This is a genomic window from Pseudoalteromonas sp. MM1 (assembly GCF_030296835.1).
Taxonomy (GTDB): domain Bacteria; phylum Pseudomonadota; class Gammaproteobacteria; order Enterobacterales; family Alteromonadaceae; genus Pseudoalteromonas.
The window spans coordinates 3107969-3134812 of the sequence record NZ_AP027922.1 but is presented as its reverse complement, the minus strand read 5'-3'; the positions used below and the strand labels follow the sequence as shown (position 1 = coordinate 3134812).

The window sequence follows — 26844 nt, the reverse complement described above, 5'->3', positions numbered from 1 at the left end:
TACTATACCTAAACTGAACAGGTTATTATTTTAAGGTTACTTTTCTTGCTCACGATGGCGAATTTTGACATTCGGGTGTGTCATGGCAAAGCTCTCACCTATAGTTTGGGCTAAATAAACCGAGCGGTGTTGCCCACCAGTACAACCTATAGCAATAGTGAGGTAGCTGCGGTTATTACGTTCTAAATGTGGTAACCAAGTTTGCACAAAGGTTTGAATTTGCCAAGTGAATTTTTGCACTATGCTGTGATTTGCCAAAAAATCTTTTACTGGTTGATCAAGACCTGTAAGCGGTTTTAATTCAGGCTCCCAGTGCGGGTTTGGTAAAAAGCGAGCATCAAACACATAATCAGCCTCTTTAGGTATGCCGTGTTTAAAGCCAAACGATTCAAACGTTACAATAAGTTGTTTATCTTTTTTACCGAGTATTTTTTCGCGAATTGACTCAGCTAATTGGTGGACACTTAAATCAGTCGTATCAAGCATAAAATCTGCGCGAGTTACGAGTACATCAAGCAGTTCTTTTTCTTTTTTTATTGCTAAATCAAGCGGTAATGAATCGATAGATAAAGGGTGTAATCTGCGTGTTTCTGAAAAGCGTTTGATCAGTGTTTGATCATCACTATCTAAATAAAATAATGTAGGTTTAGCAAAGTCAGGAAGATACTCAAGAATATCGTTAAATTCGTCTTGTTCTTTTGGGATATTACGAACATCTATACTAACGGCTATTTTGTCATAGTTATCTGAAACACTACGTACTAAGGAAGGCAGTAAGTTGACCGGAATATTATCGACGCAATAATAACCTAAATCTTCAACCACGCGTAAAGCAACCGATTTACCCGAACCAGAGCGGCCGCTTATGATAATTAACTCCATTTATAGCCCTTAGTATTTACTATGATTGATCAACAATAACTTGATACAGCTCTGCATCGGTTTTAGCACTACGCAGCTGTTTACAAAATTCTTTATTGTTCAGTTTATCAGCTATGGTTGCCAGAGTCTTTAGATGCTGTTGGTTATCACCATCTGGTACGATGAGTGCAACAAAAATATCAACAGGGCAGTTATCAATAGCATCAAAGTTAACAGGTGTGTCGCTAACAAGTACTAAAGCCAGCGGCTCTTCAACCCCAGCCATTCTACCGTGCGGAATGGCGATACCTCGGCCTATGCCCGTACTGCCTAGTTTTTCTCTGCTTGCCAGTGCATTAAGAATATCTTGTTGTGGTAAATAAGGAAGCTTTTCATGAGCCAGCTCACTGATAAACTCTAAAATTCTTTTTTTACTACTAAAAAGGACCGCAGCTTTGCTGCAGTCCTGGCATACTAATGTACTTAATTTCATAATATTAGTGTCTAGCAAGCTTCTCTTTATGTTTTATGACTTGACGATCGAGCTTGTCAATCAACGAGTCTATAGCGGCATACATATCTTGGTGCTCTGTTGAGGCAAATAAATCTGCGCCACTTACATGAATAGTCGCTTCTGCTTTTTGGTTGAGTTTTTCTACATCGAGAATGACATGCACATTACTAATATGATCTGAGTGCCTTTCTAGCTTTGCAAATTTATTATTTACATAGTCTCTAAGTGAATCAGTTACTTCTACGTGACGACCAGTTAGGTTTAGTTGCATAAGCATTTCCTCTTTGTTTTTTACGTCTTATATCAAACTCTTTCTCTGATTTGACGGTGGAATAGCTAGCGATTCACGGTATTTTGCTATTGTGCGTCTAGCTACTTTAATTCCTTGCTCTGCTAATATATCCGCAATTTTACTATCACTCAATGGTTTAGCAGAGTTTTCCGCGGCAATTAGCTTTTTAATTAGGGCACGTATTGCGGTTGACGAACACTCGCCGCCATTTTCAGTGCTTACGTGGCTTGAGAAAAAATACTTAAGCTCAAAAATACCACGTGGCGTATGCATATATTTTTGCGTAGTTACACGCGAAATTGTCGATTCATGCATTTCTACCATTTCAGCAACATCGTTTAAAACCATCGGCTTCATGGCTTCAGGGCCATGTTCAAAAAATGCTTGTTGCTGTTTTACAATACAATTAGTTACTTTTAGCAGCGTGTCGTTTCTGCTTTCAAGGCTTTTAATAAACCATTTAGCTTCTTGTAAGTGAGAGCGAATAAATTGGCTATCACCGCTTGATTTTACGGTACGTGACATAGCCGCGTACTGACTATTCACGCGTATTTTTGGCATGCTATCTGGGTTTAGTTCTACCACCCAGCGGCCTTTTATTTTTTTTACCGACACATCCGGTATTACATACTCAGACTCTTCCCTTACTATTGTGTCTGCAGGTTTTGGGTTGAGGGTATGTATGAGGGTCATAACCTCTTTAAGCTCGTCTTCTTTAAGCTTAGTCTTTTTCATTAATGTACGATAGTCGCGTGCCGCTAATAGATCAATGTGATCGGTTAAGATCATTTTAGTTTGTTCTATAAAAGGGGTGTCTTTATCAAACTGGTTTAGCTGAATACACAAGCACTCTTGCAAACTGCGCGCGGCTATACCGACAGGGTCAAATAACTGAATACGCTTTAAAACGGCTTCTATTTCATCAAGTTCAACTTCAACTTCGTCATCGTTTTCTTGGTTGAAGCTTTCTAAAATTTCTTCGCAACTTAGCGTTAAAATACCCGAGTCATCGACAGCTTCTACAATGGCTATAGCAATTGCTTCGTCAGTTGGGCTAAAAGGAGTAAGCTGAAGCTGCCACATTAAATACTCATGTAGTGTTTCAGTAGAGGCGCCCTGATAAATAGACTCATCTTCTGGCATTGGGCCTGAGGATGCAGCTGGGGCTGCGCTCATGTACTCATCCCAAGTTACATCCATTGCCATATCATCGCTAACGGTGTCTTTATTTAAAGCTTCGCCACTGTCTTGCTCGTACTCGCTGGTTGTATCGTCAGAAGATGCGCTTACGGTTATATCATCCGCATCAGCTTTTTGCTCATTTTTTCCAGCCGACTCTTCCGTGTAATCCTGTTCTTCTACTTCCAATAGCGGGTTGCTATCAAGTGCTTCTTGTATTTCTTGCTGGAGATCCAATGTACTGAGCTGCAGCAAGCGAATCGCTTGTTGCAATTGTGGAGTCATTGTAAGTTGCTGGCCCATGCGCAGCTGTAATGATTGCCTCATGTATCTCTAACAATCCTTTTATGTTGTTATAATTAATATTAGCAGATGCTTGTAGGTGTGGCTTAAATGTTACAGCCTAAATTGCTCGCCTAAATAAACATCGCGTACAGTTTTGTCATTTAATACGTGTTCTGGAGTGCCAGATGCAATTAGCTCCCCATGAGAAACAATGTAGGCTTTTTCACAAACATCAAGGGTTTCTCTTACATTGTGATCGGTAATTAATACGCCAATGCCACGGTTTTTAAGATGTTCAATTATTTTCTTTATATCTAACACTGAAATCGGATCAACACCAGCAAAAGGCTCATCCAATAAAATAAATTTTGGGTTTGCAGCCAGTGCTCTGGCAATCTCTACACGGCGGCGTTCGCCGCCAGAAAGCGCCATACCTTGGCTATCACGAATGTGCTGAATACTAAATTCATCAAGTAAGTTATTGAGCGTTTCTTCTCGCGCGGCTTTATTTAGCTCTTTACGCGTTTCTAAAATAGCCATTAGGTTTTGATAAACTGTTAGCTTTCTAAATATTGATGACTCTTGTGGTAAATAGCCTATGCCTAAGCGAGCACGGCTATGCATAGGCAATAACGTAATATCGTTATCATCAATAGATATTTTACCTTTGTCGCTTGGTACTAACCCTACAATCATGTAAAAGGTAGTGGTTTTACCTGCGCCATTAGGCCCCAATAAGCCAACAATGCTACCGGCTTCTACCTCAAGGCCTACATTTTTTACAACTTGGCGGCCTTTATAGCTTTTTGCTAATAGTTCTGCTTTTAAGGTGCTCATGGTTGACCTTCGTTACCTGTTTTTTCTTTAATTTTTGCTTCTACTGGCACTAATATTGTGTGGACACGATCCGTTGAGTTTTCGTCTTTTTCTGCGCTAATAAGCTGCTGCTGCATATCGTAGGTAATACTTTTAGCATTAATTTTTTGACCGGCCTGCGCAACTTCGGCATCCCCAACAAGTGTTAAAAAACGCTTTGCTACGTCGTAACGTACTTCGTTTGCACTGGCACTCATTACTGTACCATCATCTTGTTTTTCTTCGAAGTAGGCAGGGCTGCCAGTGGCGATAAGGAGTTGTTTGTTATCTCCTAAGTTTTCACGTTTGTGTACTTCGAGTCGGTCGGCTGTAATTTTGCGATTACCATGCACAATTTCGACGTTTTTTTCAAAAATACCTACGTTTTCTTTAAGTTGACCTTCTTGACGGTCTGCACTAATAGAAATTTGGTTTGCTGGCGGTTGAGCAGCCGGCTCAGCAGCAGAAGCGCTAAATGCAAGCATCAGCGATGGGATAATAAGTATTTTAGTGAGTTTATTGGTCATAATATATTGTTCGCGTATGGTTAATTAGTTTTATTACTTCGGTTTTTAAATCGGCTTCAAGGCCTTTACCGACAATTTTTAAATTTGGCCCAGTGACAACCACTGGCTGTTCAGAGCGCATTGTTAGCGCTTTAATGTCGACTTCGATGTTGTCGGCACTGATGTTATCTATCATGGCGTTATCAACTAAATTTTTGGCAACCACGTTGCCTTCTAAAATAAGTTGTTTATCTTCGTAAAGCGTTGCTTCGTCAGCATTTATTCGCCAAGTTTGTTTTTCGTTATATAAAGTAAAAATAGGCTTTTCAAAAAATGTAAAACCAAGTTGTTGGTACAGCTCCATTTTAGCCGCTGTAACTTTATGGCTTATTTTACCTTGCTCGTCATAGGCTGTTTGCTTAAGCTCTATCGCGGTGTAATCAGGCTTTGCAATGACTTCTGGTTCTTGATCTGGCGCTACATTGCTTTGCGTAAAATAAGGGTACCAAAGCCAGACCATACAGCCGATGAATAACGCACTGAGTATAACGCGTGCTGCATTCATGAACTTGTGCCTTGTGTAGTAAGCGCTATACCGTTTTCGAGCATTAATAAGTCAGTAAGCTCTCTCACTGCCCCAAAGCCGCCAGGCATTTGCGTGGTGTAATGTGATAAGCGCTTAATAAGTGGGTGCGCATCGTTTACTGCAACGGCAAAGCCAACGCGCTCCATTACTGGCATGTCAGGGCCATCGTCGCCAATATACGCTATTTGTTCATCAGTTAACTTTAAAGTGTTTTTGAGTTCTTGATAAGCAATAAGTTTGTCTTCTTGGCCTTGATAAATGTGTTGCACGGTTAAGCTGCTCATGCGAGTTTGCACTATTTTTGAGTGACGCCCCGTAATAACCGCAACTTCAAAACCGCTATTGATCAGTGCTTTAATGCCAAAACCATCTTTTGTATTAAATGCTTTTAATTCTTCGCCTTGGTTACCGAGGTAAATTCGGCCATCAGAAAATACACCATCAATATCGCATATGAGTAGTTTTACTTTTTTGGCGCGTGCTCTGGCATCATCGCTTAGCGGTTGATAGAGATCTTCAAATTGCATTTATAATACTCCTGCTTTTAAGAGGTCTTGCATATTTAAGGCGCCAACAGGCTGGTTTTGCTCATTAACTATGATTAAACCATTAATCCGCTTATTTTCCATTATATTTAGTGCTTCTGCTGCGAGCATATCGGCCGTGGCGGTGGTGCATGACTTAGTCATAACTTGGCTAATAGCGGTGTTATGTATATCGACTTTTTGCTCTAAAATTCGGCGTAAGTCTCCGTCGGTAAAAAGGCCAGCAAGTTGTTGATTGTTATCTACAATAGCGGTCATGCCTAGCCCTTTGGCTGACATTTCAATTAACGCGTCTTTGATTGTTTGCGTTACCCTTATAATAGGGGTGTTTGTGCCGCTGTGCATTACGTCTTTTAAAGTGAGCAATAATCGCTTACCTAAACTGCCGCCAGGGTGAGAGAGTGCAAAGTCATCGGCGGTAAAGCCGCGTGCTTCTAAAAGCGCAACCGCCATAGCATCTCCCATTGCTAACGTAGCGGTGGTGCTTGCTGTAGGTGCTAAACCTAATAAACACGCTTCTTGTTCTACTTTTATGCATACGTGCGTATCTGCCAGTGTTGCCATAGTAGAAAGCGGGTTGCCCGTCATCGATATTATTTTTGCGCCAAGGCGTTTAAGTACAGGAATAATATTCAATACTTCACTGGTTTCGCCCGAGTTTGATATAAGCATAACCACGTCATTTTTGGTTATCATGCCTAAATCGCCATGGCTTGCTTCGCCTGGATGAACAAAAAAAGCAGGGCTGCCTGTACTTGCAAGAGTAGCAGCAATTTTATTACCAATATGGCCTGATTTACCCATGCCAATAACAATAATGCGGCCTTGGCAATCAAACATGAGCTGACACGCATTATTAAAGTTTTCATCAACGTATTGTGTAATATCAGAAAGCGCTTGGCGTTCAATGTTTAATACACGTAAACCTTGCTCTATAAAATTTAGTTGTGCCATTGTTACCCTACTTGACTAAAAATATAACCTTGGTACGCCAAAAATGCGATGAGTAATAGGCCACCTTCTACTCTATTGATACGCTGAGAACCTCTAAAGTTCAATGACATAATAATAAGCGCAAGTGTAGCACCTAACATAATAAGTATGTCGCGGTTTGCAAGTGACGGGTCTACCATTGATGGATTAATAATACCCGCAAGTGGCAATACTGCTAAAATATTAAATATATTTGAGCCCACAATATTCCCTAGGGCTAAATCATCTTCGTTTTTAAGAACGCCTGCTACAGAAGCTGCAAGTTCAGGCAGACTTGTACCAATGGCAATAATAGTTAAGCCAATAACTAAGTCACTTAAGCCAAAGTATTTTGCTATATCAACAGCCGAACCAACTAGAAAATGAGAGCTTACAGGTAATAAAACCATGCCCACAATGAGCCAAAATACGGCATTTTTAGTGGGTACATTGTTAGGAACCTCATCACATGCTTCTGAAACAAATGGGTCATCTTGGTTTTTTGCTCGAAGAGAGACAATGATTAAACCAGCAATAAACACAATAAAGGCGACTAATAAGGCGATACCTTCGGTCTGTGAGAAGTAGTTATCTGAAAATACATACCACGTAGCCAATGATACCAACAGTACGAGCGGCATTTCGCGTTTTAAAGTACTAGATGAAACACTCAGCGGGCGCAGCAGCGCAGTAATACCTAACACAAGTAATATATTTGTTATATTTGAACCGACCGCATTACCTACCGCTGTGTCGGTTTTATTGGCCAAAGCTGCCGAGGCCGACACCATCATTTCAGGCGCTGATGAGCCCATAGCAACAACCGTTAAGCCAACTATTAAAGTAGGTACTCCAAAGTTTTTAGCAAGCGCTGCCGCACCGTATACAAATCGGTCGGCGCTCCACACAAGTGCAGCAAAACCAAGAATTAAAATAACAAACGAGGTAACCATTATGTTAAGCCAGATGTTCAAAATACAGATGGCGCGAATAGTAACAAAAGCCAACATGAAAGTATAAGCAAAAGAGTTGGGTCCACTATAGCAATGTGTGAATTTTATGCGCTTAAGCAAAGGTTAAGGCAATTTACTTCAGCCTTAGGGCGCTTTTTGTAGGCGTATTACAAAATCTTACGAATTGTTTTTTCCATCTTGGCTAAAAAACCCTTAAAATAGGAGCACGAGTGAACATTGTTACGGAGAGCGACTTGTCGCAATCAATAGTAGAAGTCAAGGATGTTAGCTTTTCGCGAGGCGATAGAACCATATATAAAAATATGAGTTTTAGTGTTCCTAAAGGTAAGATAACAGCGATTATGGGGCCAAGCGGAATTGGCAAAACCACAATGCTACGCTTAATTGGTGGGCAGCTTAAGCCTGACGCCGGCGATATTTTATTCGAAGGTGGCAGTATTCCTAAAATGTCGCGCAAAGAGTTATATGCGGCACGAACCAAAATGAGCATGCTGTTTCAAAGCGGTGCGTTATTTACTGATATGTCAGTATTTGACAACATTGCATTTCCTCTGCGAGAGCACACCAAGTTAAGTGAAGCGTTAATAAAACTAGTCGTATTAATGAAACTGCAAGCAGTGGGTTTACGCGGTGCTAAAGATTTAATGCCTTCTGAGCTTTCTGGCGGTATGGCCAGACGAGCAGCACTTGCACGTGCTATTGCACTGGATCCAGAACTCATTATGTATGATGAGCCTTTTGCCGGCCAAGACCCAATATCTATGGGCGTATTGGTAAAGCTTATTAAGTCGTTAAATGAAGTGCTAGGTTTATCATCCCTTATTGTAACCCACGATGTGACGGAGGTAATGAGTATTGCCGATCACGTTATTATTATTGCCGACCAAGGCGTAATAGGGGCAGGGACACCGGATGAAATGCGAAATCATGAATCTCCATTAGTACAGCAGTTTTTAAAAGGGTTATCGGATGGGCCTGTGCCATTTCATTACCCAGCACAAACGTATGCTGATGAGCTGTTAGGAGAAAACACTTAATGTTGGATTTATTTCAAAAGTTAGGTCATAAAACGCTAGGACGTTTTGCAGCATTAGGGCGCTCTGCCACCATGCTTTTTAATGCACTGTGGAATGTACCTAACTTTAAAAAAGGCACACCGCTGTTAGTGCGCCAACTTTATATGGTTGGTTCGCAGTCATTATTAATTATTATGGTGTCGGGTTTGTTTATTGGTATGGTGCTTGCGCTGCAAGGTTATACCGTATTAGTAGGCTATGGCGCCGAAGACAGCCTAGGTCCATTAGTTGCACTTAGTTTGTTACGTGAATTAGGTCCTGTGGTAACTGCGCTATTATTCGCAGGGCGGGCCGGCAGTGCACTCACTGCAGAAATTGGCTTAATGAAAGCCACCGAACAACTCTCTTCACTAGAAATGATGGCAATTGACCCTCTCAAGCGCATTATTGCTCCGCGTTTTTGGGCTGGTTTTATTAGTATGCCATTGCTTGCACTTATTTTTTCTGCGGTTGCGATTATCGGTGCTCATTTAGTTGGGGTTGATTGGTTAGGCGTAGATACTGGCAGCTTTTGGTCGATAATGCAATCGCAAGTATCGTTTCAAGAAGATGTATTAAACGGCATGATTAAAAGTTTTGTATTTGCCATGGTAGTGACCTGGATTGCGCTTTATAAGGGCTACGACTGTATCCCAACCTCAGAAGGGATCAGTAAAGCAACAACAGAAACAGTTGTTCACTCATCACTGGCAGTATTAGGGTTTGACTTTATTTTGACAGCGGTAATGTTTACCAGCTAATAGGGTATAGATAATGAATTCACGGAAATTAGAGATTTTAGTTGGCTTTTTTGTCGCATTAGGCATTTTAGCGTTTGCAATGTTAGCACTTAAAGTGGCTAATTCGGGTATTAGCGGGTCGGGCGAAACCTACACGCTAAATGCAAAGTTTGAAAATATTGGCTCACTTAAAGCGCGCGCACCGGTAAAAGTAGGTGGCGTAGTAATAGGGCGTGTTGAATCTATTTATGTGCATCCGCAGGAGTTTTTGCCTGTGGTCAATATGACTATCGATGCACAGTATTTATGTCGTTTTTCAGACACGAGCTCAATCTCAATTTTAACATCGGGAATTTTAGGGGAGCAGTACTTAGGTATTCACCCTGTTATTTCACCTAATGCAGCCGAGCAGCGCTGTTTAGGTGAAACTGTGACCGAAAACGCGCAAGATCAAGAAATCGATGAGTTATTTGGCGTAGAAAGCAAAGCGCTAGGTGATGGTGATTCAATCACAGATACTAAGTCTGCACTTGTTTTAGAAGAGTTAATTGGGCAGTTTTTATTCAACCAAGGTAGTGAGTAATTATTATGTTGAAACAGTTTTTAGCCGTTATTGCACTTGGTGCAACCCTTGCTGTGCAAAGTGTTAGTGCAGCCGAAATTAAACTTACAGATCCTAATAAAATGGTGCGTCAGGTATCAGAGCACACATTTGAGCGTATAAAAAAGGATCAACCGCTTATCACTAAAGATAAAGAGCACCTTCGTGTTATTGTAGAAGAAGAGTTAATGCCTTACATAGACTACAAATATGCCGCACTTCGTGTGTTGGGTAGTGAAGTATCTAAAGTACGTGCAATTACCGATGAGGCTGAAAAAGCTAAAGCAATTGAAGAAATTCAAGAGTTTATTGGCGCATTTAGAAGTTATTTAGTCGCTACTTACGCGGGTGTATTTACTCAATATACCGACCAACATGTCGAATTTGGTGCAGAGCAGCCTTTTAAAGGAAAAGACGTAGTTGTAGTAAAAACTAAAATTACCGAAGATGGCAAGCCTGACATAAAAATTGATTTTAAAGTGCGCGAAGATCGCAGTGGCGAGTGGCGCGCATACGATATGATTGCAGAAGGAATTAGCTTACTTGATGCAAAACAAAGTGAGCTTCAAGGTATTTTACGCCAGCAAGGTATTGCACATGTAAGCAAATTACTAGAGCAAAAGAGCCAGCTACCTGTACAGTTTAGAGGCAGCAACAGCAATGACTAAATTGGCAATTAGCCAAGTTGATGAGCAGCGCTACAGGGTAAGTGGTGAACTTACCCGAAGCTCCATTGGCAATGAACAGCTTCTGAACATCAAGTCATTAAGTCAGCATAAAACCATCTATTTTGACCTTTGTGAGGTCATGAGGGTTGACACAGCGGGCTTAGCTTGGTTAATTCACTCTTTTGCTGAATTTAAGCAACAAGGCACACGCCTTGAATTGCAAAATCCACCTGAGCAATTGCAAAATTTAATGCAGTTAGGTCAGGTAACAACTTTATTTGAGTGAGAGTTATGGAAACTAGCCAAGTCGAAACATTATTACGCGACGAACTTCAATTAGCTGAAGTAAAAGTAAAAGCCAATGGTAGCCATTATGAAGTAATTGCAGTAGGTGAGTGCTTTGACGGTTTAAGCCGCGTTAAAAAGCAACAGCTAGTTTATGGCCCATTAATGAATACTATTTCAGACGGTACAATTCACGCTGTATCAATTCGTGCATTTACGCCAACAGAGTGGAAGCGTGAACAAAAATTTATTTTACCTCAATAGTTAAGGCCTCTTAATGGATCAGTTTGTAATTCAAGGTGGCACTTCGCTTGCTGGTGAAGTAACTATTTCAGGCGCTAAAAATGCCGCGTTACCAATTTTGTTCGCTGCATTACTTGCCGATGGTAAAAGTACATTTACAAATGTACCTCGTCTTCGCGATATTGTTACCACTGAGGCGCTTTTAAGCACCTTAGGCGCAACGGTAAATTGGCAAGGCGACACACTGTATATCGATGGCGCAACCGTTAATAAAACACTTGCACCTTACGATTTAGTTAAGCAAATGCGAGCCTCTGTTTTAGCGCTTGGGCCTTTGGTAGCACGTTTTGGAGAGGCGCAGGTATCGCTACCTGGCGGCTGTGCTATAGGTGCCCGTCCGGTTGATATACATATTCAAGGTTTAGAGCGTATGGGCGCACAAATAAACGTTGAAAACGGTTATATCAATGCAAAAGTAGATGGTCGTCTTAAAGGCGCTGAAATTTTCATGGAGATGGTGAGTGTTGGCGCAACCGAAAACTTACTTATGGCGGCAGCACTTGCCGATGGTAAAACGGTACTTGAAAACGCAGCACGTGAGCCTGAAATTATCGACCTAGCTAATTGCTTAATTGCGATGGGTGCAAACATTACGGGTGCAGGTACAAGCCGTATAGAAATTGAAGGCGTAGAGCGTTTAGGCGGCTGTGAGCACAGCATTTTACCTGACCGCATTGAAACGGGCACTTTTTTAGTTGCAGCTGCGATGGCTGCAGGCGAAGTATTGTGTAAAAAAACAGACTTTCATTCGCTTGAGCCTGTAATTGAAAAATTACGTGCTGCGAATGCATTTGTTGAAGTAAACGATGACAGCATTTATTTAGATATGCGTAATCGTGAGCTTAAAGCCGTAAATATTAAAACCATGCCTCACCCTGGTTTTCCAACCGACATGCAAGCGCAGTTTACCGCGTTAAATGTAGTGGCCAATGGCAGTGCAACAATTACCGAAACCATTTTTGAAAACCGTTTTATGCACGTACCAGAGTTACAGCGCATGGGTGCTAATATTCGTTTAGAAGGGCACACTGCTATTTGTGGAGAAACGCAAAGTCTAAGTGGTGCACAAGTAATGGCAACCGATTTACGCGCCTCAGCAAGCTTAATTTTAACGGGGATTGTTGCCCAAGGTGAAACGGTAGTTGATCGTATTTATCACGTTGATAGAGGCTATCAACGCATAGAAGATAAGCTAAGCGGGTTAGGTGCCAATATTAAGCGCAGAAGTAGTTAATGCAGTAATATTTAATCGCTTTGAGGTGGGTGGAAAATCACTCGCTTAATTAAGCACGCTGGATTAAACACCGTTTACTTTAGACATAAAAAAGGTCGGATATGCGTATTGCTATCCGACCTTTTTATTGTGGTTTAGAGTTTAGTTTCGAGCTCTGCAACTCTAACCATTATTTTTTCTACTTTACCGTTTCGGTACAGCTCAAATTCTATTTCTTTACCGGGCTGTGTATTGCCTATTTTTTCGAGTACTTTTTGCGGGTTGGCGACACTTAACCCTGCAATTTTAATAACGATGTCTTGCTCTTCAATGCCAGCTTGCCATGCAGGGCCTAGTGGGTCTAAATTGGTAATACGCATGCCTGCTACAGGAGTTAGACTGTCGTTTACCTCTTTACCTGTGCTATCTACTGCGGTGCCTTCAAAGCCTAAATAACCACGTACTACACGGCCATGGCGTATTAGCTTTGCCATCACTTCTTTAGCAAGCGAATAAGGTACAGCAAAAAATATCCCTTGAATATTTAAGTTTTCACGGGTCTTAAACTGCGCTGATGTAATACCCACTAAATCACCATTTGAGTTAACCAAAGCACCGCCAGAGTTACCTACATTTATAGCGGCATCCATTTGCAATAAGTTGTTATAAGGGCTATCGGTAATTTTTTGTTTACCGGTAGCACTAATTATACCTTGGGTGATGGTTTGCCCTAAATTGAGTGGATTACCAATCGCTAAAACTACATCACCCACGCTTGTGGTGTAATTGTCGTTCACGGGGATCACAGGCAGGTGATCGGCATTAATTTTTAATAAGGCTAAGTCGGTAATAGTGTCAAAGCCAATTAACTGCACATCAAAAAAGCGTCGGCCATCGGTTAATATAACCAAGATTTGATCTGCATTATTTATTACATGATAGTTAGTTAATATGTAGCCATCTTGCGCCATAATTACGCCAGAGCCAAGCTCTTGAACGGTGTTTTGCTGTTTGTAACGCGGCTCTTTAGAAATGCTTTCAGAAAAAATAGTGACCACCGAAGGGGCTGCACGTTTAACCGCGTCAGCAAAACTAAGATGATTTGAACTCATAGCACTGGGCAGGGGAACATTAGGAAGTAAAGAGGCGCGCATATTAGGGCTGAAAAAAACCACTAAAAAAGCGATACCTAAACCGACAAATAAAGGGGGAAGTACAAATTTTAGTAATTTCAGCACGAGATTCTTATTGTTAGTGAGCAATTCTTTATGATGGCACAAAAAAAATAACAGCGGCAAGTGCTGCTGTTATTTTTATTGCTTATTTATAACGTGTTACTTATTGAATTAGTACAAAGATAGACTCTCTGCCACGTTTAACGCCTAACACAATATTACCTTGGGTATCTTCAATGATTTTATTCATTTGTCGAATATTTTCTACACGTTGGCGGTTCACTTGAACAATAACATCACCTTCTTCAAGGCCAACGCGTGCAGAAGGAGAGCGTGGGTCAACGGTGGTTACTTCAATCCCTTTGTTGCCATTTTTTTGCACATTTTCAAGTTCTGCACCTTGGAAAGCAGGATGTAGCTCGTCGCCTGCAGCTGTTACACCAGATGCGCCATCAAGAGTCACGTTTACAGTTTTAACCTTACCATCGCGATAAATGCCTAACTTAACTTCGCGGCCTTCACCTAATGTTGCTATTTTACTACGCAGCTCATGGAAGCCACTTATATCGCTACCATTTATACTAATAATAACATCGCCAGCTTTAATACCTGCTTTGCTTGCGGCGGTATCATCCATTACTTGCATCACATAAGCACCTTGTTTAACGTCAAGTTGCTGTGCTTTTGCAAGGCCTGCATCAAGTGGGCGCCCTGAAATTCCTAATGAACCGCGGCGTACTTCACCATGTTCGATAATTTGGTCGACTAAGTTTTTCATCATATTTGATGGAATAGCAAAACCAATACCGACGTTTCCACCCGAGGCACCTAAAATAGCAGTGTTAATGCCAATGAGCTCACCATTTAAGTTAACTAATGCGCCGCCCGAGTTACCTTGGTTAATAGCTGCATCGGTTTGAATAAAGTCTTCATAGCCTTCTATATTTAAACCGCTACGCCCTAATGCACTTACAATGCCTGAGGTTACTGTATGGCTTAATCCAAATGGGTTACCAATTGCGACAGCAAAGTCGCCGACACGCAATTTATCTGAATTAGCGAGTTTAACCGCGGTTAAATCATCTGCATCTATTTGTAATAATGCAATATCAGACTCTTTATCGGTACCAATTTTAGTGGCTTCAAACTCACGGCCATCTTCTAGCGTTACCACCATTTTTTCGGCATCTTGAATTACGTGGTTATTCGTTACTACATAGCCTTCATCGGCATCAATAATAACCCCTGAGCCTAAACCGCTAAATTGGCGCTTTTGGCTACGTGGTTGAGGGTTACCAAAAAAGTATTCAAGCGGGTCTGCACGACGACGCACTTCTTTTGACCCAGAAACCTGAATGCTCACAACGCCAGGAGTAATTTGCTCAAGCATAGGCGCCAGTGTAGGTAATTGTTGGCCGTTAACTGCAATAGGCAGTTTTGCATAAGAGGCCATAGGGCTTAGTAATAAGCTTGTAGATAAGATTGCAGCACTAATAAGTGATAATTTCATTTTCATAGTCAGGGTGTACTCCACATCACAGGAAAAGCAAAAAGGCTGCATAAGCAGCCTTTTCGAATTTAAATATAAAGCTGTTACATTTAAAGACTATGGGGTCAAAAAAAAGTTCCTCAAGATAACGCTCATATTTTAGCGTGCATCGTATATTAAGAGGCTTTAGCTGTTTTTGTATCGCCATTTTGCCCTGCAAATAATCCCGACTCGCCTGATACGTAATCGGCAGGTTGTGCTTGCGCAGATGAGCGGTCAATTTCACGCTCTTTTAAAGACGCTTGTAATTGCTCTGTTGTTTCTTTAGAGAAAAACGGCTCACTAGGCGTTTTGCTTTTATCATCAAGTAATAGTTGATTAGTTTGTTCAACATGGTTGAGAAGTTGGTCGTAGTTTTCTTTCATTTTATTCACAAGCTTACCAGTGCTTGCTAAATGATCGGCCACATCTTGGCGATATTGCTCAAGCGCGTTTTGTGCTTGCTCGGCTTGTTCTTTTAATTCATCTTGCTTAAATTGCTTTTTAGTAACGAATGCACCAACAAAAAATGCCACTACAGCAGTAATAACAATTAAACCTACCCACGTAACTGTGCCCATAACTTTACCCCTTTGGGAAAAAATATCTAATAATGCCTGATTCAAATATAAATCATCCTGTGGGTAATATACCCCGAGTTAAGATGCGTGTTAATATGTTGTGCAAATTAAACTGTGTTTAAAATGTAATTAGATATGACTCCTTGGCAAACTTACCAGCAAGATCTTAAGCGCGATGACTTTGTACATGACCAAGCACAAGAAAATGCAGTGCGCCATTTACAACGTTTATACGATGACCTGACAAATAAAAAACCGCAGCAACAAGGTTTTTTTGCAAAGTTGTTTAATAAAAATGAGCCTGAACCAATTAAAGGGCTTTATTTTTGGGGTGGTGTAGGGCGTGGTAAAACCTATTTAGTAGATACCTTTTACGAGGCACTGCCAGGTGAGCGTAAAATGCGCGTGCATTTTCATCGCTTTATGCACCGAGTTCACGACGAACTAAAAAAGCTAAATAATAAAAGTAACCCGCTAGAAATTATTGCCGACATATTTAAAGCCGAAACCGATATCATTTGTTTTGATGAATTTTTTGTTCAAGATATTACCGATGCCATGTTACTCGGCGGCTTAATGCAGGCATTGTTTGCGCGCAACATAGTATTAGTTGCTACTTCGAATATAGTGCCTGATGATTTATATAAAAATGGCCTGCAACGTGCGCGTTTTATTCCAGCTATTGAATTGGTAAAAGCAAACACAGAAATAGTCAATGTAGACTCAGGCATTGATTATCGCCTGCGTACCCTTGAGCAAGCCGAAATATTTCATAGCCCGTTAGATGAGCAAGCCGATAAAAACTTATTTGAATATTTTGATAAGCTCTCGCCAGAGGCAGGAGAGCTTGATCAACCGATAGAAATAGAAGGGCGATTAATCAACACACGCAAAGTAGCTAAATGCGTAGTAATGTTTGAATTTAGCGAATTGTGCGAAACCGCACGAAGCCAAGTTGATTACATGGAAATTAGCCGTTTATACAACACCGTTATACTTTCTAATGTAAAACAGCTTGGGCAAAATAATGATGACGCAGCTAGACGCTTTATCGCCTTAGTGGATGAATTTTACGAGCGGCATGTGACATTAATCATTTCAGCTGAAAAACCGATCACTGAGCTTTATACACAAGGTAACCTTAACTTTGAATTTAAACGCTGCATTAGCCGCTTGCAAGAAATGCAGTCTTTAGAGTATTTAGCAAAAGAGCATTTAGCCTAGCAGTAATAAGAGCGTATCGACTGTTTAAAGTAGCCTAATTGCTGTTTTTATATAAATGCATAAATTTTTGTAATTTTCTTGTGGAAAAAACAACCGCTCGGTAGCAATGTGTTTTAAGTGCTGGTATACTCCCGCGTCTGCCACGTTGCGTTCTATGTCCTCATATAGTTTAGCCACTTGTGAGCGGCGCTAAAGTCTAAAACTCGAAGGGGTTGTAGCATACTTAGAGCGGTAGTTAATAATAACTGCCTGTGGTTTTAATTGAAAAACATTGGATTTTTATAAATGAAAACGTTTGTTGCTAAACCAGAAACAGTAAAACGTGACTGGTACGTAGTTGACGCTGAAGGTAAAACTTTAGGTCGCATCGCTACTGAAATCGCTCATCGCCTACGCGGTAAGCATAAAGCTGAATACACTCCACACGTAGATACTGGTGATTACATCATCGTTATCAACGCTGAGAAAGTTACTGTAACTGGTAACAAATTCAAAGATAAAGTGTACTACGCTCATACTGGTTTCCCAGGTGGTCTTAAGTCTACTACTTTTGATAAACTTCAAGCTGCAAAGCCTGAAATGATCATCGAAAAAGCTGTTAAAGGCATGTTGCCACGTGGTCCTTTAGGCCGCGCTATGTACCGTAAACTTAAAGTTTACGCAGGTACTGAGCACAACCATGCTGCACAACAGCCTCAGGTTCTAGACATTTAAGGAGCACTATCATGGCAAATCAATACTACGGTACAGGTCGTCGTAAAAGTTCAAGTGCTCGCGTATTCTTACGCCCAGGCACTGGTAACATCGTAATCAACAAGCGCTCTTTAGAAGAGTACTTTGGTCGCGAAACAGCACGCATGGTTGTTCGTCAAGCTCTTGAGCTTGTTGACATGACTGAAAAATTTGACCTTCACATCACCGTTGCCGGTGGTGGTACAACTGGTCAAGCTGGTGCTATCCGTCACGGTATCACTCGTGCACTTATGGAGTTTGACGAGTCATTACGTCCACAACTTCGTAAAGCAGGTTTTGTTACACGTGATGCACGTAAAGTTGAACGTAAGAAAGTGGGTCTTAAGAAAGCGCGTAAGCGTCCACAGTTCTCAAAACGTTAATTTTTACGTTATCAAGAATTCAAAAACCCAGCTTATGCTGGGTTTTTTGTTTTTGGCATTTAAATTTAAGTACTTACCTACCTCAAGCCCGCTTTTTTAAGGCTAGGCGCTGATCATATTTTATAAATACTGCGTATTTACTGTACGAAAGTTAAAAAATACCCAGATAGCTGCAAAAAAGTTAAATAATTATCGCAATTAGTGTAAATCCATCAGTTAATTGGTGGAATTTTTTGCTACAATTGGCTGGCAAGTAGTATGAGCAAGTTCAACATCACCATGTACAGTTTATCTGTTTCCTCGTTGTGGGGTTGATCTTGGTCAGTATATTGTTTTTACAGAAGCGCTATTATAGTCATTCGGCTTTATTCTCGAGCTTACTTTATCAAACTGTTGATCAAGTCGGGTTATTCGAGCGTGAGGCTGTGAATAACCTTGTTTTAATCAAGGGTTTTAATTATGATCGCTTCTATTTTAAAAATTTCGAAAAATTAACCTGCTGTAACTGATGTTCTCAATATAGCAAGTGTTGAGAATCATAGTGGAGATAAGTGGATGAGCAATGCGCCTGTAGACAATGGCCGACGTCGCTTTTTAACCATAGCTACCTCTGTTGTAGGTGGTGTTGGTGCGGCTGGGGCTGCTGTTCCTTTTATTGCGTCTTGGAATCCAAGTGAGCGAGCTAAATCTGCGGGTGCGCCTGTAGAAGTAGATATCAGCAAACTTGAGCCAGGACAATTAATACGTGTCGAGTGGCGTGGTAAACCTGTATGGGTTGTATCACGTACCCCTAAAATGCTTGAGCAGATGAAAGAACATGAAGGTCAACTTCGTGATCCGCAATCGCAAGAGCCACAACAACTAGAATCATCAACAAATGATTACCGTTCATTACGCCCAGAGATTTTTGTCGCTGTTGGTATTTGTACGCATTTAGGGTGTTCTCCAGGCTTTTTCCAAGGTAACTTTGGTGAAAAAGTTGAAGGAACTGATGATGGTTTTTACTGTCCATGTCACGGTTCTAAATTTGATATGGCTGGGCGAGTATTTCAATCTGTTCCTGCGCCATTGAACTTAGAAGTACCACCTTATACTTTTCTTGATGACACCACTATTTTAGTGGGCGAAGAAAAAGGGGTAGCCTAATGTTTGGTAAAATTGTTAGTTGGATAGACGAACGTATCCCAATGACACGTGTTTGGAACATGCACATTGCACAGTATCCAGCACCTAAAAACTTTAACTTCTGGTACTTTTTTGGCTCGTTAGCCATGTTAGTACTGGTAAACCAAATTCTTACTGGTATTTGGTTAACGATGAACTTTGTTCCCTCTTCTGAAGGCGCTTTCGCATCAGTAGAGTACATCATGCGTGATGTAGAATACGGTTGGTTATTACGTTATTTACACTCAACGGGTGCATCTGCGTTTTTCATCGTTGTTTATATGCATATGTTCCGTGGCATGATCTACGGTTCTTACCAAAAACCACGTGAATTGTTGTGGTTATTCGGTATGTTTATTTTCTTAGCATTAATGGCTGAAGCCTTCATGGGTTACTTACTACCATGGGGTCAAATGTCGTTTTGGGGTGCGCAGGTAATCATTTCATTATTCGGGGCTATTCCGGTTATTGGTGATGACTTAACACTTTGGATCCGTGGTGACTATGTAATATCGGGTGCAACGCTTAACCGCTTCTTCGCATTACACGTTATTGCACTACCATTGGTTATTGTTATTTTAGTGTTCTTGCACATTGTTGCCCTTCACGAAGTGGGTTCTAACAACCCTGACGGTGTTGAAATAAAACGTAAAAAAGGCACTGTGGCGGAAGAAGATAAGCCTAAATTTAAATTCCATGAGTATTACACCAACAAAAAAGATATTGTTGATGCAATACCTTTCCACCCGTACTACACAGTAAAAGATATTGTGGGTGTGGTTGGTTTCTTAATTTTGTTCTGTTGGGTTGTATTCTTTATGCCTGCGATGAATGGTTTCTTCCTTGAAGCGCCAAACTTTGAAGCAGCAAACCCACTTAAAACGCCAGAACATATATTCCCAGTTTGGTACTTTACGCCATTCTATGCAATCTTGCGTGCAATCCCTGATAAGCTTATTGGTGTTGCAGCAATGGGTGCATCAATTGTCGTTCTAGCATTGTTACCATGGATTGACCGTGGTCGTGTTAAATCGGTTCGTTACCGTTGTGGTTTCCACAAATGGAACATTGCAGGTTTTGTTGTAACTTTCGTTCTTTTAGGTTGGGTGGGTGCGACTCCACAAACTGATATGAAAACGATAATTTCTCAAATCTGTACTGTGACTTACTTTATGTTCTTCGTACTGTTGTTTATATACAGTAAGAATGAAAAAACTAAGCCATTGCCTGAGAGGTTAACGAAATGATGAAAAAGCTACTTATTGGTGTATTTGCTTTATCAGTAAACTTGCTGCCTAATATGGTTATGGCTGCTGGACCTTCGGTTCCTCTTATGGAAGCAGGTAACGATATATCTGATCAGCCTTCTTTACAGCGTGGCGCAAAGTTGTTCATGAACTACTGCCTTGGTTGTCACCAAATGCAGTACCAACGTTACGAACGTACGTTCCGTGATATTGGTATTCCAACAGAGCTAGGTAAAGAGCAACTGATTTTTGATGGTTCAAAAGTGGGTGGCCATATGCTTAACGCTATCGCAAAAGACGATGCTGCAAAATGGTTTGGTGCGGCTCCGCCGGACTTAACAAATGTTGCACGTGTGCGTGGTAGTGATTGGATTTACACTTATTTAAAATCGTTTTATAAAGACGAGTCACGTCCTTTTGGCGTAAACAATACGTTATTCCCATCGGTGGGTATGCCACATGTTCTTCAAGAACTACAAGGTTTACCAACACCTATCATTGAAGAAGTTGAACAACATGGTCAAACAGTGGCTAAGGTTGTTGGTACTGAAACAGATGGTAAGGGCGAATTAAGCGTAGACGAATACGATCATGCGGTTCGTGATTTAACGAATTTCTTAGAGTATGTAGGTGAACCTACACGCCTTGAGTCAGAAGCGTTAGGTATTAAGGTAATTGGATTTTTAGTTATCCTATTTATCTTGGCATTTATGCTTAAGAAAGAATACTGGAGAGATGTTCATTAATTTGAGCGTTTTACAAGGTAATTTTGCAATAGGGGCTTAAGCCCCTATTGCTGTTTTAGTTATTTAATGGAGGTATAGGCATGGCCGTAGCTGCCAATAAGCGCCCTGTAATGACCCTTTTTTCTGGTGCTAACTGTATGTATAGCCACCAAGTACGTATTGTACTTGCAGAAAAAGGTGTAAGTGTAGATATTCATTTGGCTGAAAAGGATAACTTGCCAGAGGCACTTCACGAAATTAACCCTTATGGTACAGTACCGACACTGATTGACCGTGAGCTTGGCTTATATCAGGCAAACATCATCATGGAATACCTTGATGAGCGTTTCCCTCATCCTCCACTAATGCCTGTTTATCCGGTAATGCGTGGTCGTAGCCGTTTAATGATGCACCGTATTGATACAGATTGGTACAGCCTAGCTGAAAAAATCAATAACAATACTGCAGATGCTGCACAAGCTCGTAAAGAGCTGACAGAAGCATTACTTGCAATTGCACCAATCTTTAACGAAGCGCCTTACTTTATGAGTGAAGAGTTTAGCTTAGTAGATTGTTACTTAGCACCGCTATTATGGCGTTTACCAGAGCTTGGTATTGAGCTTAATGGCTCTGGCGCTAAAGAGCTTAAAGAGTACATGATCCGTTTATTCGAGCGTGAATCATTCCAAGCTTCTTTAACTGAAGCAGAGCGTGAGATCCGTTTATAATGACGCCTAATCGTCCTTATTTACTACGTGCTTTTTTTGATTGGATTGTAGATAACGACTGCACACCACATTTAGTGGTGGATGCAGATTACCCAGCAGTGCAAGTGCCTACGCAGTTTGTACAAGATGGCCAAATAGTACTTAATATTGGTCCTTCAGCCGTAACTGGGTTTTCGTTAGATATGGAACAGCTAAGCTTTAATGCGCGCTTTGGCGGACAGCCAATGCAGGTATATGTGCCTTTAGGTGCAGTACTTGCTATTTATGCGCGTGAAAATGGCGAAGGAACAGTCTTTACCGCAGAAGAGTTTTTAGAGGACGAAGACGATTTTGCACCTGAGCTTGAAAGTGTAGAGACATCAGATGAGTTTATTGATGAGACCCCGCCAGAAAAGCCAGAAAAGAAAAAAGGCTCACATTTACGTGTTATCAAGTAACGCTTAAATACAAAAAAAACCGCTAATTTAGCGGTTTTTTTATGTGCTTTATAAGCGGTTTTTTATGTGTTTTTATAAATATTCGAACACTTTAATAACACGTTCTACACCCGATACATTGCGTGCAATGTTAACCGCTTGGTTAGACTCAGACTCAGATACTAAGCCCATTAAAAATACTTCAGCGTTTTCAGTTACCACTTTAATATTATTACTCGGTATATCTTTAGCAGTTAAAAGCTGTGCTTTTACTTTAGAAGTTAGCCATGAGTCGTGCGTTTGTGTGGTTATACCAATATTAGAACCGATCCTAATTTGATTGTGTATTTTACGTATACCTGAAAGCCCCTCAATGCTTTGCTGAGCTTGGTTCTTCATTTCTTGATTGGCAACTTGCCCTACTAGTAAAACAATGCCATTTACGCTTATAGCGTCTACATTGGCAAACTTTTCTAGTCGCTCAACTTCACTTAGCGCAATACTGGCTTTAATTTCTATATTATTATCATCTATTTGAGAGCCGATTGTGCGGCGGTCATTTGCTGCTGTTACTGCACCAGCTGTTCCTGCAACCACTGCGGCTGCACAGCCTTGCAGTAAAACAACAGTACCTAAAACAATAAGAGAGCGTTTAAACATAATTTTCATCCTGCGGGAAAAGAGTTAAATCAACCAGTTCACTTAAGCAATGTAAGTTAACTAGGTGAGATTCAATAATACGGCTAGGGCGCTTAGAGGGGGTACGAATCTCTACATCATTAGGGCCTAATAAGCCAACGAGTTCTCCACCGTCATCACCTACCATCACTATGACCTTCATATCTTTAGTAAGTGCAGCCTCTACAGCAGAAATAATATGTTTTTCGTTACCATTAATCGCTAACGCAAGCAGTAGGTCGCCTTGTTGTGCAAAGGCGCGCACTTGGCGAGCAAAGGTATCATGCTCATCTACTTGGCTATTTTGCCCTAAATTAATGTTTTCTTGAGATAGCGCAATAGCAGGTAAACAGGGGCGCTCAGTTTCGTAGTGATTAACTAATACGCCGGCCATGTGCTGCGCTAGCATATGACAGTTTGCCGTACCGCAGCAAAGAAGTTTATTACCATTAATTAAACTTTGTGCAATGGTAAATGCTGCAGACTCTAGTGCACTTGGCAGTACTTCGCCTGCCGCTATTTGTACTTGAATGCTCTCTGTGAAAATTTCTTTAATTGTATCTTGCATAGACTACCAATAATTTACTCGTCATTTTTGTTTGTTGCTGGACGTTTTTAATTTGTTTGTGAATGATTCTAAAGTACGTTTTTTATCCAGTTTATATTGCCAGCCCCTTCACCTGTAATGGCTACATAGTCGACTCTGATAGGCTGATTAGTTAAGCTTTTTGCTGCCAAGTAGTGATAAATAGTACGTTTTAATCGTGCTTGTTTTTGTGCACCAAGGGCATAATTTGCGCCGCCTCTGGCATTGTTTTTACGAAACTTAACTTCCACAAATACCAGTGTGTCACCCTGTTTCATAATCACGTCAAGCTCACCAAAGGGGCAATAATAATTACGCTCAACAGGCGTAAGCCCCTCACGGGTTAAGTATTTTTCTGCTTGGCGTTCATAGTACTGGCCTTTTTCTCGGCTATTTTGCCACAGCGCTTTAAACCACGACATAGCCGCTCCAGATTAATCAAACGTCAGCGAAGTGCTTTCGTTGGCTGATTGCATAAATAAAGGCACGGGTTGCTTTGTTTCTAGCTGTACAGCTTTAATGCGTCTATTTGTGTATTGTGCCCAATCAAGTGTGCGCTCAATGTGCCCGCTGGTGTTTACCGAAAGCTTTCCACTTAAACCTGTAAACTTATTGCCGGGCATTATACTCAGCTGCCTAATATCGCTTAGCACCGACACAGCATCGTAAGCCATAGCAAATAAACGCTGGCTTATGTCGGCATTTTCAGGCCACAGCGTGTTGTATTGGTTGCGTAAATTATGTTGTTTAACTGTTGAATTAAGCATCCATGGCAGCTCTGTAAAGTAAAGCCCTTCTAAATCACCTTTGTCGGTGCGATCTATTTGTTTACTGTGGCTTTTTGAGCTGGCGTACAATGGAATACGCTCTGCAAAAGTACTTACATTTACATCTAAATAAGGTTTGATCAGGCGTGTTTCTGTGGCATCACCTAAAATGTAAATAGCATCGATATCGCTACGTGAGCGGGTTTCACTTTCTACTTCTTGTTTAAATAAAGACTTCACCGTTTTAATGCGCTGCTTAGATTTATCAACTTCTAACAAGTTGGAGATTGTGTTTGGCATGTCTTTGTTATCGTTATAAAAACCAATTTGTGGTTTGGTTTCGCTATAGCGCTGCCACTGAATGTTAAAGTAATCAACTAAGCGTTGGCCGTTGGTATTGTTAGGTGCTAATAACATAGGCTTTTGATAACCTTTAGCTAAAAAGTGCTCCAGCGCTTGCTGTACTTCATGCTCAGGATTTAAAGCAAAAAAGTAGTGTTGCAGCGAGAGTCGCTCACCCTCAAACGTATTTAAGTGTAATGTTGGCGTATCAATAAGTGTTTTAGCTTGCGCAAGTTTATCAATATTCGCTTTTAATAATGGCCCAATTACAAAGTCTGGATTAAGTTGACTTAGTTGCTCGCTTAAGGCTTGAGTTGAAAGGTTTTCATCAATAAAAACGGTATCGTTAATAGTTTGCTTATCAAGCCCAGCCAAAATGCCCGCTTTAAGGGCGTCACCTAAACGCTCATTAGCGCCTGATTGCGGTAAAAGTACAGCTAAGCGCTCAATATTTACTGGGGCTAAGTCGGCTAGGGCTTCATCTTGCTCAGGTAAAATAGCAACGCCAGGGTGCCCAGGGTAACGACGGCGCCAATTATTAATGGCTTGATCAAGCTCGACACCGCTATTTGCATATACCTGGTGGTACAAAGCTAAATTAGTCCAACCTTGTTGAATAACAGAGCCACGATTAAAGCGTTCCAGCGCATAAGAAGACAGCTTGGTTAAATTATCCCAAAGGGCTTGTTGCAGAGCAGGGATCTCAATATTATTTTTATTCGCTGTTTCTGAGGCTCTAAAAAAGTAAGGTGCAGCACGCTTAGGAAAGTTTTGTGATGCATAAATGCTGGCAGTTAAATATTGATGCCATGCAAAGTGTTCAGGCTGTTTAAGTTGGCCATCGAGCGATTGCAAAATAACAAGTGCTTGGTCGTTTTTATTTTGCTGCTTTTGCGCATAAGCAATGTATAAGCGATTTTGAATTTTATCAACACTTGGGGTTTGCTCAAGCTCATTACAAATATTTTCAAGTAACGGCCAGCTTTGCTCCGAAATAGCCGCATCACGAGCACTGTAAAGTAATTGAATTTTATCGGCACCGGTGCGGTTTAACGCTAATTTATAAATAGCATTAGCACTGGTTGCTTGATTTTGCAGCGCATTCGCACTGGCATTAGTACTATCGCTATTTTTAGTTGGTTTTTCGGTTGTGCTACAGGCCGATAACCCTGACAATATAATTAATAGACTAACAAGTTTAAGTCGCACAATGATTTCCCAATACGTTAACGCGATTTGCTTATATTACTGACTGACGCAGGAGACCTCAATGTTAAATGAGGAGAATTCACAGAAAATTGGCACTCTTTACATTGTTGCCACCCCAATTGGCAATTATGACGACTTAAGTCAGCGTGCCATCGCGACATTATCGCAGGTTGACTTAATCGCTGCTGAAGACACGCGCCACACTGGCAAGCTACTAAGCCACTTTGGTATAAAGGCTAAAACCTTTGCATTACATGACCATAACGAAAAGCAAAAAGCGCAGCAGATTATTGATTGGCTAAACGAAGGCAAAAATATCGCGTTGGTATCAGATGCTGGCACACCGCTAATAAGCGACCCAGGTTACGCGGTGGTTAATTTATGTCGCGAGCAAGGCGCGCATGTAACGCCAGTGCCTGGTGCGTGTGCTGCAATTACTGCGGTATGTTGCTCGGGCCTGCCAACAGATCGTTTTCAGTTTATTGGCTTTACACCGGCTAAAAGTAAAGCAAGGCAAGACTTTTTTATTGAGGCTGTTAATTCAGGCATTACCAGCATTATGTACGAAAGTACGCACCGTATTATGGCAAGCCTAGATGATTTAGAAGCGGCACTTGGAAATGAGCAGCAAGTGGTATTTGCAAAAGAGCTAACCAAAACCTTTGAAACCTTTTTTAATGGCACAGTGAGTGAGCTCAAGCAGTTTTTAACTGATGATCCAACGAAGCAACGTGGCGAAATTGTTTTAATGTTGCCAGGTAAACCAAAACTTGTGGACGATATTCCACCCGAGGCGCGTAAAATGCTGGCGTTACTTGAAAGCGAAATGCCGATGAAAAAAGCCTGTGGAATTGTTGCAGAATACTTTGGAATGAAGAAAAACGCCCTGTATAAAACAATTATTGACGAAAAAGCGTAAATCTTT

Annotated in this window: 33 protein-coding genes; 16 read left to right on the top strand and 17 right to left on the bottom strand. The window is 41.0% G+C overall.

Features of this window, described 5'->3' with window-relative positions:
* Nucleotides 1–36 precede the first annotated feature (36 nt).
* The 10 genes from rapZ to QUE46_RS14080 form a co-directional block, all read right to left on the bottom strand.
* Nucleotides 37–882, bottom strand: a complete 846-nt coding sequence (gene rapZ, locus QUE46_RS14125; protein WP_055014215.1) for an RNase adapter RapZ — start codon at nucleotides 880–882, stop codon at nucleotides 37–39.
* A 19-nt stretch (nucleotides 883–901) separates the two neighbouring features.
* Nucleotides 902–1354, bottom strand: a complete 453-nt coding sequence (gene ptsN / locus QUE46_RS14120) for a PTS IIA-like nitrogen regulatory protein PtsN (protein ID WP_286245309.1) — start codon at nucleotides 1352–1354, stop codon at nucleotides 902–904.
* A 4-nt stretch (nucleotides 1355–1358) separates the two neighbouring features.
* Nucleotides 1359–1646 carry a ribosome hibernation promoting factor gene (gene hpf / locus QUE46_RS14115; RefSeq protein ID WP_004589084.1) on the bottom strand — a complete coding sequence of 96 codons (288 nt, stop codon included), beginning with the start codon at nucleotides 1644–1646 and terminating at the stop codon, nucleotides 1359–1361.
* Nucleotides 1647–1673: 27 nt separating this feature from the next.
* Nucleotides 1674–3173 (bottom strand): RNA polymerase factor sigma-54, encoded by a 1500-nt coding sequence (locus QUE46_RS14110; protein WP_286245308.1) that lies wholly within the window; start codon nucleotides 3171–3173, stop codon nucleotides 1674–1676.
* 69 nt (nucleotides 3174–3242) lie between these two features.
* On the bottom strand, nucleotides 3243–3968 hold the full coding sequence (gene lptB, locus QUE46_RS14105; RefSeq protein WP_004589086.1) for an LPS export ABC transporter ATP-binding protein: 726 nt from the start codon (nucleotides 3966–3968) through the stop codon (nucleotides 3243–3245).
* The gene (gene lptA / locus QUE46_RS14100) at nucleotides 3965–4513 is read right to left on the bottom strand and encodes a lipopolysaccharide transport periplasmic protein LptA (RefSeq protein ID WP_286245307.1); all 549 of its coding nucleotides are present in this window, start codon (nucleotides 4511–4513) and stop codon (nucleotides 3965–3967) included. The genes lptB and lptA overlap by 4 nt, the downstream gene beginning before the upstream one ends.
* On the bottom strand, nucleotides 4503–5057 hold the full coding sequence (lptC, locus tag QUE46_RS14095; RefSeq protein WP_286245306.1) for an LPS export ABC transporter periplasmic protein LptC: 555 nt from the start codon (nucleotides 5055–5057) through the stop codon (nucleotides 4503–4505). Before lptC ends, lptA begins: the two co-directional genes overlap by 11 nt.
* Nucleotides 5054–5605 (bottom strand): 3-deoxy-manno-octulosonate-8-phosphatase KdsC, encoded by a 552-nt coding sequence (kdsC, locus tag QUE46_RS14090; protein WP_286245305.1) that lies wholly within the window; start codon nucleotides 5603–5605, stop codon nucleotides 5054–5056. Before kdsC ends, lptC begins: the two co-directional genes overlap by 4 nt.
* The gene (locus QUE46_RS14085) at nucleotides 5606–6577 is read right to left on the bottom strand and encodes a KpsF/GutQ family sugar-phosphate isomerase (RefSeq protein WP_286245304.1); all 972 of its coding nucleotides are present in this window, start codon (nucleotides 6575–6577) and stop codon (nucleotides 5606–5608) included.
* 2 nt (nucleotides 6578–6579) lie between these two features.
* Nucleotides 6580–7548, bottom strand: coding sequence for a calcium/sodium antiporter (locus QUE46_RS14080; RefSeq protein WP_286245303.1), 969 nt, complete (start codon nucleotides 7546–7548; stop codon nucleotides 6580–6582).
* Nucleotides 7549–7802: 254 nt separating this feature from the next.
* On the opposite strand from QUE46_RS14080, the gene mlaF reads away from it, so the two are divergent.
* Genes mlaF through murA form a run of 7 tightly spaced genes read left to right on the top strand, consistent with a single transcriptional unit; the run spans nucleotide 7803 to nucleotide 12455 of the window.
* Complete coding sequence (gene mlaF, locus QUE46_RS14075) at nucleotides 7803–8606, top strand: phospholipid ABC transporter ATP-binding protein MlaF (protein ID WP_082422676.1); 804 nt, start codon at nucleotides 7803–7805, stop codon at nucleotides 8604–8606.
* Nucleotides 8606–9385, top strand: coding sequence for a lipid asymmetry maintenance ABC transporter permease subunit MlaE (gene mlaE, locus QUE46_RS14070; protein WP_138611926.1), 780 nt, complete (start codon nucleotides 8606–8608; stop codon nucleotides 9383–9385). The genes mlaF and mlaE overlap by 1 nt, the downstream gene beginning before the upstream one ends.
* Nucleotides 9386–9398: 13 nt before the next feature.
* Nucleotides 9399–9947, top strand: coding sequence for an outer membrane lipid asymmetry maintenance protein MlaD (mlaD, locus tag QUE46_RS14065; protein ID WP_286245302.1), 549 nt, complete (start codon nucleotides 9399–9401; stop codon nucleotides 9945–9947).
* Between the two features lie 5 nt (nucleotides 9948–9952).
* Entirely contained in the window at nucleotides 9953–10633 is a 681-nt protein-coding gene (locus QUE46_RS14060) for a phospholipid-binding protein MlaC (RefSeq protein ID WP_286245301.1), read from the top strand.
* Entirely contained in the window at nucleotides 10626–10919 is a 294-nt protein-coding gene (locus tag QUE46_RS14055) for a lipid asymmetry maintenance protein MlaB (protein ID WP_286245300.1), read from the top strand. Before QUE46_RS14060 ends, QUE46_RS14055 begins: the two co-directional genes overlap by 8 nt.
* A gap of 5 nt (nucleotides 10920–10924) precedes the next feature.
* On the top strand, nucleotides 10925–11182 hold the full coding sequence (locus tag QUE46_RS14050) for a BolA family protein (RefSeq protein ID WP_286245299.1): 258 nt from the start codon (nucleotides 10925–10927) through the stop codon (nucleotides 11180–11182).
* A 13-nt stretch (nucleotides 11183–11195) separates the two neighbouring features.
* Nucleotides 11196–12455: a UDP-N-acetylglucosamine 1-carboxyvinyltransferase gene (gene murA / locus QUE46_RS14045; protein ID WP_286245298.1), complete on the top strand. Its 1260-nt coding sequence runs from the start codon at nucleotides 11196–11198 to the stop codon at nucleotides 12453–12455.
* A gap of 134 nt (nucleotides 12456–12589) precedes the next feature.
* Here the strand turns inward: murA and QUE46_RS14040 are convergent, their stop codons facing one another.
* The 3 genes from QUE46_RS14040 to QUE46_RS14030 form a co-directional block, all read right to left on the bottom strand.
* Nucleotides 12590–13672 (bottom strand): trypsin-like peptidase domain-containing protein, encoded by a 1083-nt coding sequence (locus QUE46_RS14040; RefSeq protein ID WP_286245297.1) that lies wholly within the window; start codon nucleotides 13670–13672, stop codon nucleotides 12590–12592.
* Between the two features lie 100 nt (nucleotides 13673–13772).
* Nucleotides 13773–15125 carry a Do family serine endopeptidase gene (locus QUE46_RS14035; protein ID WP_286245296.1) on the bottom strand — a complete coding sequence of 451 codons (1353 nt, stop codon included), beginning with the start codon at nucleotides 15123–15125 and terminating at the stop codon, nucleotides 13773–13775.
* A 149-nt stretch (nucleotides 15126–15274) separates the two neighbouring features.
* Nucleotides 15275–15718 carry a YhcB family protein gene (locus QUE46_RS14030; protein ID WP_286245295.1) on the bottom strand — a complete coding sequence of 148 codons (444 nt, stop codon included), beginning with the start codon at nucleotides 15716–15718 and terminating at the stop codon, nucleotides 15275–15277.
* A 135-nt stretch (nucleotides 15719–15853) separates the two neighbouring features.
* On the opposite strand from QUE46_RS14030, the gene zapE reads away from it, so the two are divergent.
* The 8 genes from zapE (at nucleotide 15854) to QUE46_RS13990 (ending at nucleotide 22358) form a co-directional block, all read left to right on the top strand.
* A complete protein-coding gene (gene zapE, locus QUE46_RS14025; protein ID WP_286245294.1) occupies nucleotides 15854–16942 on the top strand; it encodes a cell division protein ZapE in 1089 nt (362 codons plus the stop codon).
* A gap of 285 nt (nucleotides 16943–17227) precedes the next feature.
* On the top strand, nucleotides 17228–17656 hold the full coding sequence (gene rplM, locus QUE46_RS14020) for a 50S ribosomal protein L13 (protein ID WP_004589103.1): 429 nt from the start codon (nucleotides 17228–17230) through the stop codon (nucleotides 17654–17656).
* A gap of 8 nt (nucleotides 17657–17664) precedes the next feature.
* Nucleotides 17665–18057, top strand: coding sequence for a 30S ribosomal protein S9 (gene rpsI, locus QUE46_RS14015; RefSeq protein WP_024600778.1), 393 nt, complete (start codon nucleotides 17665–17667; stop codon nucleotides 18055–18057).
* 555 nt (nucleotides 18058–18612) lie between these two features.
* Complete coding sequence (gene petA, locus QUE46_RS14010) at nucleotides 18613–19203, top strand: ubiquinol-cytochrome c reductase iron-sulfur subunit (RefSeq protein ID WP_286245293.1); 591 nt, start codon at nucleotides 18613–18615, stop codon at nucleotides 19201–19203.
* Entirely contained in the window at nucleotides 19203–20468 is a 1266-nt protein-coding gene (locus QUE46_RS14005) for a cytochrome b N-terminal domain-containing protein (RefSeq protein ID WP_286245292.1), read from the top strand. Before petA ends, QUE46_RS14005 begins: the two co-directional genes overlap by 1 nt.
* A complete protein-coding gene (locus QUE46_RS14000) occupies nucleotides 20465–21214 on the top strand; it encodes a cytochrome c1 (protein ID WP_286245291.1) in 750 nt (249 codons plus the stop codon). Before QUE46_RS14005 ends, QUE46_RS14000 begins: the two co-directional genes overlap by 4 nt.
* A gap of 80 nt (nucleotides 21215–21294) precedes the next feature.
* Nucleotides 21295–21921 carry a stringent starvation protein SspA gene (sspA, locus tag QUE46_RS13995; protein WP_286245290.1) on the top strand — a complete coding sequence of 209 codons (627 nt, stop codon included), beginning with the start codon at nucleotides 21295–21297 and terminating at the stop codon, nucleotides 21919–21921.
* Entirely contained in the window at nucleotides 21921–22358 is a 438-nt protein-coding gene (locus tag QUE46_RS13990; protein ID WP_286245287.1) for a ClpXP protease specificity-enhancing factor, read from the top strand. The genes sspA and QUE46_RS13990 overlap by 1 nt, the downstream gene beginning before the upstream one ends.
* A 72-nt stretch (nucleotides 22359–22430) precedes the next feature.
* On the opposite strand, the gene dolP is transcribed toward QUE46_RS13990, so the two are convergent.
* The 4 genes from dolP to QUE46_RS13970 all read right to left on the bottom strand — a co-directional run bounded on the left by dolP (nucleotide 22431) and on the right by QUE46_RS13970 (nucleotide 25919).
* Nucleotides 22431–22997: a division/outer membrane stress-associated lipid-binding lipoprotein gene (gene dolP, locus QUE46_RS13985; RefSeq protein WP_004589110.1), complete on the bottom strand. Its 567-nt coding sequence runs from the start codon at nucleotides 22995–22997 to the stop codon at nucleotides 22431–22433.
* On the bottom strand, nucleotides 22990–23583 hold the full coding sequence (locus QUE46_RS13980) for an SIS domain-containing protein (protein WP_286245285.1): 594 nt from the start codon (nucleotides 23581–23583) through the stop codon (nucleotides 22990–22992). The genes dolP and QUE46_RS13980 overlap by 8 nt, the downstream gene beginning before the upstream one ends.
* 68 nt (nucleotides 23584–23651) lie before the next feature.
* Nucleotides 23652–24023 (bottom strand): YraN family protein, encoded by a 372-nt coding sequence (locus QUE46_RS13975; protein WP_286245284.1) that lies wholly within the window; start codon nucleotides 24021–24023, stop codon nucleotides 23652–23654.
* 12 nt (nucleotides 24024–24035) lie between these two features.
* Nucleotides 24036–25919, bottom strand: coding sequence for a penicillin-binding protein activator (locus QUE46_RS13970; RefSeq protein WP_286245283.1), 1884 nt, complete (start codon nucleotides 25917–25919; stop codon nucleotides 24036–24038).
* Between the two features lie 61 nt (nucleotides 25920–25980).
* Here QUE46_RS13970 and rsmI point away from each other — a divergent pair, with 61 nt between their 5' ends.
* Nucleotides 25981–26838 (top strand): 16S rRNA (cytidine(1402)-2'-O)-methyltransferase, encoded by an 858-nt coding sequence (gene rsmI / locus QUE46_RS13965; protein ID WP_055014190.1) that lies wholly within the window; start codon nucleotides 25981–25983, stop codon nucleotides 26836–26838.
* The last annotated feature ends 6 nt before the right edge of the window (nucleotides 26839–26844 follow it).

Bases quoted from the DNA above. Each gene is read 5' to 3' on its own strand.
- QUE46_RS14055 (WP_286245300.1), top strand. From the start codon at position 10,626: ATGACTAAATTGGCAATTAGCCAAGTTGATGAGCAGCGCTACAGGGTA.
- QUE46_RS14110 (WP_286245308.1), bottom strand. From the start codon at position 3,173: ATGAGGCAATCATTACAGCTGCGCATGGGCCAGCAACTTACAATGACT.
- QUE46_RS14005 (WP_286245292.1), top strand. From the start codon at position 19,203: ATGTTTGGTAAAATTGTTAGTTGGATAGACGAACGTATCCCAATGACA.
- dolP (WP_004589110.1), bottom strand. From the start codon at position 22,997: ATGTTTAAACGCTCTCTTATTGTTTTAGGTACTGTTGTTTTACTGCAA.
- zapE (WP_286245294.1), top strand. From the start codon at position 15,854: ATGACTCCTTGGCAAACTTACCAGCAAGATCTTAAGCGCGATGACTTT.
- QUE46_RS14080 (WP_286245303.1), bottom strand. From the start codon at position 7,548: ATGGTTACCTCGTTTGTTATTTTAATTCTTGGTTTTGCTGCACTTGTG.
- QUE46_RS13990 (WP_286245287.1), top strand. From the start codon at position 21,921: ATGACGCCTAATCGTCCTTATTTACTACGTGCTTTTTTTGATTGGATT.
- kdsC (WP_286245305.1), bottom strand. From the start codon at position 5,605: ATGCAATTTGAAGATCTCTATCAACCGCTAAGCGATGATGCCAGAGCA.
- murA (WP_286245298.1), top strand. From the start codon at position 11,196: ATGGATCAGTTTGTAATTCAAGGTGGCACTTCGCTTGCTGGTGAAGTA.
- hpf (WP_004589084.1), bottom strand. From the start codon at position 1,646: ATGCAACTAAACCTAACTGGTCGTCACGTAGAAGTAACTGATTCACTT.
- rapZ (WP_055014215.1), bottom strand. From the start codon at position 882: ATGGAGTTAATTATCATAAGCGGCCGCTCTGGTTCGGGTAAATCGGTT.
- QUE46_RS14085 (WP_286245304.1), bottom strand. From the start codon at position 6,577: ATGGCACAACTAAATTTTATAGAGCAAGGTTTACGTGTATTAAACATT.
- lptC (WP_286245306.1), bottom strand. From the start codon at position 5,057: ATGAATGCAGCACGCGTTATACTCAGTGCGTTATTCATCGGCTGTATG.
- ptsN (WP_286245309.1), bottom strand. From the start codon at position 1,354: ATGAAATTAAGTACATTAGTATGCCAGGACTGCAGCAAAGCTGCGGTC.
- petA (WP_286245293.1), top strand. From the start codon at position 18,613: ATGAGCAATGCGCCTGTAGACAATGGCCGACGTCGCTTTTTAACCATA.
- QUE46_RS13980 (WP_286245285.1), bottom strand. From the start codon at position 23,583: ATGCAAGATACAATTAAAGAAATTTTCACAGAGAGCATTCAAGTACAA.
- rplM (WP_004589103.1), top strand. From the start codon at position 17,228: ATGAAAACGTTTGTTGCTAAACCAGAAACAGTAAAACGTGACTGGTAC.
- mlaE (WP_138611926.1), top strand. From the start codon at position 8,606: ATGTTGGATTTATTTCAAAAGTTAGGTCATAAAACGCTAGGACGTTTT.
- mlaD (WP_286245302.1), top strand. From the start codon at position 9,399: ATGAATTCACGGAAATTAGAGATTTTAGTTGGCTTTTTTGTCGCATTA.
- QUE46_RS14000 (WP_286245291.1), top strand. From the start codon at position 20,465: ATGATGAAAAAGCTACTTATTGGTGTATTTGCTTTATCAGTAAACTTG.
- rsmI (WP_055014190.1), top strand. From the start codon at position 25,981: ATGTTAAATGAGGAGAATTCACAGAAAATTGGCACTCTTTACATTGTT.
- QUE46_RS14050 (WP_286245299.1), top strand. From the start codon at position 10,925: ATGGAAACTAGCCAAGTCGAAACATTATTACGCGACGAACTTCAATTA.
- sspA (WP_286245290.1), top strand. From the start codon at position 21,295: ATGGCCGTAGCTGCCAATAAGCGCCCTGTAATGACCCTTTTTTCTGGT.
- QUE46_RS13975 (WP_286245284.1), bottom strand. From the start codon at position 24,023: ATGTCGTGGTTTAAAGCGCTGTGGCAAAATAGCCGAGAAAAAGGCCAG.
- lptA (WP_286245307.1), bottom strand. From the start codon at position 4,513: ATGACCAATAAACTCACTAAAATACTTATTATCCCATCGCTGATGCTT.
- QUE46_RS14030 (WP_286245295.1), bottom strand. From the start codon at position 15,718: ATGGGCACAGTTACGTGGGTAGGTTTAATTGTTATTACTGCTGTAGTG.
- QUE46_RS14060 (WP_286245301.1), top strand. From the start codon at position 9,953: ATGTTGAAACAGTTTTTAGCCGTTATTGCACTTGGTGCAACCCTTGCT.
- lptB (WP_004589086.1), bottom strand. From the start codon at position 3,968: ATGAGCACCTTAAAAGCAGAACTATTAGCAAAAAGCTATAAAGGCCGC.
- QUE46_RS14035 (WP_286245296.1), bottom strand. From the start codon at position 15,125: ATGAAAATGAAATTATCACTTATTAGTGCTGCAATCTTATCTACAAGC.